Below are 7,233 nucleotides of genomic sequence, written 5' to 3' on the forward strand. Positions count from 1 at the left end.
GAGCGAAGACGCGGGGCGGAGGGGCGGGGCGGAGACGCGGCGCGAGAGAGGCGCACCCGCTTGTTCCGTGTTTTCCGGCGTGGGCAGACCGTGTCACGCCCGTTCGGCACGGGCGTGACACGGTCAGCGGGTCGTATCCGTTCGGGTCCTGCCCGTTCGGGTCCTATCCGTTGGCGAGTGCCGTCAGCTGCTCGGCCGATCCGTTGAAGCTGTCGTGGTCACCCACGGTGGGACCGGTCGAGGTGTACTGCCAGAACGTGTGGAAACCCCAGCCGGCGGGCAGCGCGCCCGGCCCGTCCGCGTAGCGTGCCACCCACAGCGGATTGGTCGCGCCGAATCCGGCGTTGTTACCGGTGCACTGGGTCCACCAGTCGGTGGTGGTGTAGATGACGGCGTCCCGCCCCGTGCGGCTTTTGTAGGTGGCGGTGAAGTCCTTGATCCAGTCGACCATCGCGTCCTGGCTGAGCCCGTAGCAGGTCGCGCCGTACGGGTTGTACTCGATGTCGAGGACTCCGGGGAGGGTCTTGCCGTCCTTGCTCCAGCCGCCGCCGTGGTCGGCGAAGTAGTTGGCCTGGTCGGCGCCGCTGGAGTTGTCCGGCAGCGCGAAGTGGTAGGCGCCGCGGGTCATGCCGACGTCGTAGGAGCCGTTGTACTGCTGGGTGAAGGAGTCGCTCTGGTAGCCGGTGCCCTCGGTGGCCTTGACGTAGGCGAAGCGCACGCCGCTGCCCCAGAGCGCCTGCCAGTCGACGTTGCCCTGGTGTCCGCTGACGTCGACGCCTTCGACGGAGGCGTCGAGGCCCGGGGCGCCGTCCTGCTTCCAGCCCTTGTGTACGGCGATGCCGGCTCCCATGTAGGCGTCGCCGGGCTGGAGTTCGTCGGCCCGGTCGGTCGCCTGCGCGGCACCGGCCGCGCCGACGGACAGGGCGGAGAGGGCGAGGGAGAGCGCGGTCGAGATCAGGGCGCGCCTGCCTCGGGGGGCGGACGCGGTGGAGGTGTCGCGAAGTCTGGCGTTGGACATGCCTGTCTCCAAGTGCTCGGTGGGGGGTACTGGTGGCGTTGTCCCGGAGAAAGTGACAGGCAGGGCCGGTCGACGGTCCGCCGGGACGGCGCCACGAGCCGAACGCCGAACCGTGATCGGTTGGCGCGAGCACGTCAAAATATAGGCAGCGTCGGTACCCGTGAGAAGAGCTCGCTGTCAATGCCGTTGGTTCGACCTGTGCACGTCTCTCACCGGTCCCGCCCGGCTCGTCGACGGCCCAGGCCTCCTCCCCCGCACCCCGAGGGCGAGCACGCTGACCGCCTTCGCCCTCGGCGAGTACGCAACGGGCATCACCGTCCCGGCGTGTCCGGGCCGCGCAGCGGGCGCGGAGCGCCGACGGCGGGGGCACGCCGGGATCGCACGACGAAGCCCGCGACCAACAGGCCGATCACCGCGAAGACGCAGCCGAGGGTGAAGGCCGCGGTGATGCCTTCGGTCAGTGCGTACCGCGAGCGCTCGGCCCCGTTCTCCCCCGCCTCGCGCCGGGAGCGGCCGAAGACCGCGACGAGCAGTGCGAGACCGAGCGATCCGCCGACGGTCAGCATCGCCTGGAGCACGCTGGAGGTCGCTCCCGTGTCCCCGGGAGGCGTCGCGGACATGATGGCCAGGTTGTGCGAGACGAGCACGAGCCCCGCACCCAGGCCGAAGAGCAGCAGCGGCCCCAGGACACCCGACAGGTATCCGGTGCTCGTGGTCAGCCGGGTCAGCCATCCGGTAGCCAGCCCGACGAGCGCCATTCCCGTGAGCGCGACCGGCGTGGTGCCGCACTTCGGGAGAATCCTCGGCACGAGCTGTGAGGAGACGAAGACCGCCACCGCCATCGGCAGGAAGGCCAACCCGGCTCTGAGCGCGTCGTAACCGAGTACGCGCTGCAGGAACTGCACGAGGAAGAACCACACGCTGGTCAGCGTCGCCGCGATCAGCAGCAGGTTGACGTACGCGCCTGCTCGGGAGCGCCGGCGGAACAGCCGCAGCGGCATGACGGGTTGTGCGGCTCGCTTCTCGATCGCCAGAAACGCGCCCAGGAGGACGGCCCCGAGCGGGAAACAGACCGAGGCGACCGTGTCGCCCCAGGACCGCTCGGAGACCCGGATGAAGGCGTACACCAGCGCGGTCATACCGACGGTGGAGGTCAGCGCGCCCGCGAGGTCGAAGCGGCCCGGGGTGCGGCCGGTCGCGGTGAGGAAGCGGGGGGTCAGGGCGAGGACCAGCACGCCGAACGGGATGTTGAGGAACAGCACCCAGCGCCAGGACAGGCCGGAAGTCAGGAGGCCGCCGAGGACGAGGCCGAGTGCGAGCCCGGACCCGGCGACGGTGGAGAAGACGGCGAACGCACGGTTGCGTTCGGGCCCTTCGGGGAAGTTGGTCGCGAGCAGAGCGATGCCTGTCGGCGCGGCGAGGGCGGCACCGGTGCCTTGGAGCGCGCGGGCGACGACGAGGGTGTCCGCGCTCGGCGCGAGCCCCCCGAGCGCCGACGCGAGGGTGAACAGGGCGGTGCCCGCGAGGAAGACGCCGCGGTGGCCGAGGATGTCCCCGGCCCGGCCGCCGAGCAGCAGGAGGCCGCCGAAGGTCAGCAGGAAGGCGTTGATGACCCAGGACAGCCCTGCCTGGCCGAAGCCGAGGTCCTCCTGGATGGCGGGCAGGGCCACGTTCGTGATCGTGGTGTCCAGCTGGAGCATGAACTCGCAGGACACGATGAGGGCGAGGGCGATGCCCGGGCTGCGGGTGTGCCGGGCTGATCGGGCCTGGTGCCCGTCGGCACGGTTCTGCTGCCATGAGGAGCGCGTCATGTGCGGTCTCTCTCTCGGGTGGCGGGAAACCTGCGGAGCGGCCGCGCATGCGGGAACGAACCAATCGGAGATAGTCTCCGCTTGAGAGGAAGACCGTAGCGGAGACCGCCTCCGCTTTCAATGTGAGGAGCCGCCATGACGCCCGTGCCCCCTGCCGACCAGCAGCGGCCGAGGCGCGCTGACGCGCGTCGGAACTACGACCGCCTGGTAGCCGTGGCCAGGGAGGCCTTCCGCGAGGAGGGGGCGGACGCCTCACTCGACGACATCGCCAAACGGGCCGGGGTCGGACCCGGCACGCTCTACCGGCACTTCCCCAGCCGTGACGTCCTGCTCGCCGCTGTCGTCCGCGAGAGCATCGACGCACTGCACGCCAGGGCGGAGGACATGCTCACCGCAGAGGACCCCGACGCCGCTCTGCTCGCATGGGTGCACGCGGCCGTCGCCCATGCCGGGACCTACAGAGGGCTGGCGGCGTCGATGATGAGCAGCATGTACGAGGAAGGAGCGCCACTGCGCTCTTCGTGCGACCGGATGCACGAGGCGGGTGCGCGGCTCATGGAGCGAGCACAGCGGCAGGGCAGCGCCCGGCCGGATTTCGACGCCGCCGACCTGTTCGACATGATCGCCGCGGTCGCCTGGGTGACCGAACGCTCCGCCGACGGCCCCGGTGCCGCCACGCGCCTGCTTCCTGTGGTCACCAAGGGCCTGCTCGCCGGCGGATGAACCGCCCGGGCCCCATCGGGGCGGTGGAAGTCGCGCGGTGACGACGCGGGGAGCCCCGCGCCTCAGCGGCGGCCACCGTGCCGCCCGCCCCGCGTGTGCGCGGAGCGAGCGGCGTGTCGTCGGCCCGACGCCGGCCCGGCAGACGGTACCTACCGCTGCCGCGCGTGCTGCGGCGTGCCGGTGCCCTTCTTCGTGGAGCCCTTCTCGATCACGAACTGGGAACCGGGTTCGACCAGGATGTCGCCGTCCGCCGAGTCGGTGATCGTCACGTTGGAGAGCGTCGCACTGCCGCGGGCACCGCCGTGTGCGCGGATGCCCGCACCGTTGTTGGACTTGGAGATCCGCACGTCCTCGATACGCACGTCGGGTGTGGCGCCGCCACCCGACTTGAACTGGATGCCGTCGTACGTCGAGTCGTGGATGTCGGTGTCACGGATGGTGACCCCCGGGATGTCCTGTCCCTGCGCGAAGAGCGTGATGGCGCCGAACTCCTGGGCCTCTCCCCAGAAGGCGCCGCCCGTGCGGTACAGGCCGTTGTTGGCGATCAGGGTCTTTCCGGAGAACGGCAGCGGGTCGTGGTCGGTGGCCAGCATGATGCCGGGGTAGTTCATCGTGTCCGAGACCAGGTTGTTCTCGATCGTCTTGCCGTATCCGCCGTAGACGGCGATGCCGTTCGCCCGCCACGGCAGTTGGATGGTGTTGTTGCGGAAGGTGTTGTCGTGACCGATGTCCACCGACGGGTCCTTCACGTGTTTGTTGGCCCAGACGGCCAGGGCGTCGTCGCCGGTGTTGCGGAAGGAGGAGTTGACCACGGTCGAGTTGCGCGTGCCGTTGGTGAGGTTCACGCCGTCGGCATAGGTGTTGCGGATCCGCATGCCGCTGAACTCCAGGCCGTCACCGGGCCCCCACAGCTCCGGGATGTTGCTGTGGTCGCGGCCGACCCACGCGCCGACGTTGGCGTGTTCGATCCAGACGTTCTTGATCTTCGTGTCCTCGCCGAAGCGTCCGTTGAGACCGACCCCGCCCTCCTGGTTCCCGTCCCCGCCGCGGATGGTTCCCGAGCCGAAGATGGCGATGTCGGAGATCCTGGTGTTGTCGTCGATGTCGAATCCGAAGTTGCCCTCGTGCGGGTGGTTGATGCCGCCCGCCTCGTGCGGCGGGGTGAGGGTGTAGAGCTGGGAGTGCCACATGCCGGCGCCGCGGATCGTGACGTCCCGGATGCCCACCTGGTTGTAGTTCCCGCGGTCTTCCGGGTCGTCGGTGAGGATCTTCTGCTCCTGCCGCCACTGTCCTGCCGGGATCCACACGCAGGCGATGTCGCCGTCCTGGTCGGCGGTCACTGCTCGCTGGATGGCACCGGTGTCGTCGGCTCCGTCGTTCGGCACCGCGCCGTACTCGGTGATCGACGTGCACGCTGCCGGCTTGTCCGCCGCCGGCGCCACCTGCTCCAGGTCGATCAGGTCGACGATGTAGTAGGCGGCCTCGTCGCCCGCGTCGCGTTGCAGCCGGAAGCGGGTGCCCTGCGGATAGGTGTGCTCCAGCAGTGCGTGTGACTCGTCGAAGAGCCGCCGTGCGTCGCCGCCCGGGGTGTTGGTCAGCCCCTCCGGGCTGTCGGTGTTGCCGTACAGCCAGCTGTGCTTGGAGGAGAGCGTCACCTTGCGCACGAACTCGCCGTCCGCGTAGAGGCTGAGCGTGGCCTCCTTGCCGCCGCCGCCCGGTGCGTCCGGGATCGCGTTGCGTACGACGAGGGAGTTGCTCGCGCTGGTGGAGGTGAACTCGACGTACTCGCCCCTCGTGTCGAGCCGTACCGACTTGCGGCCCGAGGACTCCGTGGCGAAGTTGGTGTGCCCGAAGGGGCGATCGGGCTCGGCTTCGAGCAGCTCGCCCTCGTAACTGGCGTCCTCCGCCTCGTACTCGACGTACGGCACGGCCGCTCCGCGACCGACCACGATCGAGCGCGCGAAGACGTTGTTGTCCTCGTTCGTCTCGCTCACGGCATCGGTGGCGTCCGCCGTCGCGGTGAGCGTGGCACCGCCGCTCGTCGCGGCCCAGTGGCCGTCGATGCCGACGGTGGCGGTACCGTCGGCGGCGATCGCCGGAGCGGTGCCCTCCAGGGTGGCGTCGCCCACGGTGAGCCGGGTGACAGAACCGGCGGTGACCGCGCTGGTCCCGCGGTTGTGCACCTTCACCGCGAACGTGACGTCGTCGCCGACGGCCGGAGCGGCCGGGTCGGAGGTGATGCCGGTGACTTCCAGGTCGGGCCCCGGGCTCCGGCCGACGGTCAGTTTCGTCCCGGCGGTGCGGCTGTTGTTGCTGTCGTCCTGCTCGAAGACCGTGTCGGTCGGGTCCACCGCGGCGGACAGCGTGTAGCTGCCCTGCGCTCGTTCACCCAGGGACACCGGCACGCTCACCGACTCGCCCGCGCCGAGAGCGGGCACTGGAGCGCTGCCCGCGACCGCGCCTTCCAGACTGGCCTCCACGGTCGTCTTGTCCGCGTCCGCCGAGCCCGTGTTGCGCACTGTGGCGTTGGCCGTGATCCTGTCGTTCTCCGTGGGCTCGGCAGGATCCCAGGTCAGGTCGGTGAGGGTCAGGTCCGGGTTGGGTGCCTTCGTGCCGATGACCTGGAACTCCGCCACCTGGCCGCCGTATCCGGAGCTGTTGCCGGAGATCTTCAGCCGTAGGTCGGCATAGCGGCCCGTGACCGGGATCGCCACGCTGTTCGCGTTCTCCGTGGGCGAGAACCTGTAGTCCTTCCGGGCCTTCAACGAGGTGAACCCGCCGGCGGACTGCTCCCGCCCGAGCACCTCGATGCTCTGGGTGCGCGCGGACCATGACGGGTCGGGGTCGAGCTTGACCACGACCGACTCGACGTCGGCGTTCGAGCCCAGTTTCACCGTCAGCGTGGACGGCTCGTCACTCGCCTCCCAGTAGGTGCCGGTGCTGCCGTCGTTGGCGTTGGCGGCGAGGTAGTGCTGCGTCGAGGAGGATGCCTCGATGGGCTTGTCCGACGCGAGGTTCGTCGCCTCGGCCGAGGGGCGGTCGGCCGCGTCAGGGGTGGCTGCGGCGGCCACGGGAAGGAGCCCTGAGGATGCCAGCACGATGCCGAGCGTCAGGGTGGTCAGGCGCCGTGCGCGGGGTAACCGGCTCGTGGCGCCGGGCCGCCGGACACGGCGGCCCGCTGTCGTGTTGCCGAGCCGTTGACTGCGTTGCTTCCGTCTCATGGCGTCCTCTGTTCCATGGGTTCACGGGTGGCACCGCCTGGTGTGCACGGCCTGTGTGCCGGGCCGGCAGCGGTGGGAAGGCCGTGGCAAGGTGCTCCAGCGGCCCGCGGGATGCGCGGAAGGGTGCGTGCGTTGCGTGCCGCTCGCCGCCCCGGCGCGCGCCGGAGCAGCGAGCGGGTCTCACGGCTGGGGCCTTTCGTTTGGATCTGGCTGGATCAGGGAGCGGGGCCCGGTGCGTGCTCTCGCAAGGCGGAGGAAGGAGTCCCTGCGGAGCAGCGGCGACTGACGACAACGCCGCGAGAGTGCGTGCCGGGCCCCGCGAGCCCAGCAAGATCCAAACGAAAGGCCCCAGGGCTTACGGGGCGTCCCCGCGGGAGGGGCTGCACCGAAAGGTCTCACTCCACGTTGATCTTGAATGTGGAGGTGGTGTTCCTGATGTCCTCGGCGTTGTCCTTCAGAG

General features: G+C 70.1%; 4 protein-coding genes. 1 reads left to right on the top strand and 3 read right to left on the bottom strand.

The window, feature by feature from the left end; all coding sequences use genetic code 11:
- Positions 1 to 163 precede the first annotated feature (163 nt).
- Entirely contained in the window at positions 164 to 1,018 is an 855-nt protein-coding gene (locus AB8Z75_RS28450) for a lysozyme (RefSeq protein WP_369206916.1), read from the bottom strand.
- A 311-nt stretch (positions 1,019 to 1,329) separates the two neighbouring features.
- Positions 1,330 to 2,829: an MFS transporter gene (locus tag AB8Z75_RS28455; RefSeq protein ID WP_369206918.1), complete on the bottom strand. Its 1,500-nt coding sequence runs from the start codon at positions 2,827 to 2,829 to the stop codon at positions 1,330 to 1,332.
- A 135-nt stretch (positions 2,830 to 2,964) separates the two neighbouring features.
- Between AB8Z75_RS28455 and AB8Z75_RS28460 the strand changes: the two genes are divergently transcribed.
- Positions 2,965 to 3,552, top strand: a complete 588-nt coding sequence (locus tag AB8Z75_RS28460; protein ID WP_369206920.1) for a TetR/AcrR family transcriptional regulator — start codon at positions 2,965 to 2,967, stop codon at positions 3,550 to 3,552.
- Positions 3,553 to 3,701: 149 nt separating this feature from the next.
- Here AB8Z75_RS28460 and AB8Z75_RS28465 read toward each other — a convergent pair whose 3' ends face one another.
- Positions 3,702 to 6,773 (bottom strand): CARDB domain-containing protein, encoded by a 3,072-nt coding sequence (locus tag AB8Z75_RS28465; protein ID WP_369206922.1) that lies wholly within the window; start codon positions 6,771 to 6,773, stop codon positions 3,702 to 3,704.
- Positions 6,774 to 7,233 lie beyond the last annotated feature (460 nt).

Origin of the sequence: Streptomyces sp. PU-14G (assembly GCF_041028275.1) — a bacterium.
Classification (GTDB): Bacteria; Actinomycetota; Actinomycetes; order Streptomycetales; family Streptomycetaceae; genus Streptomyces.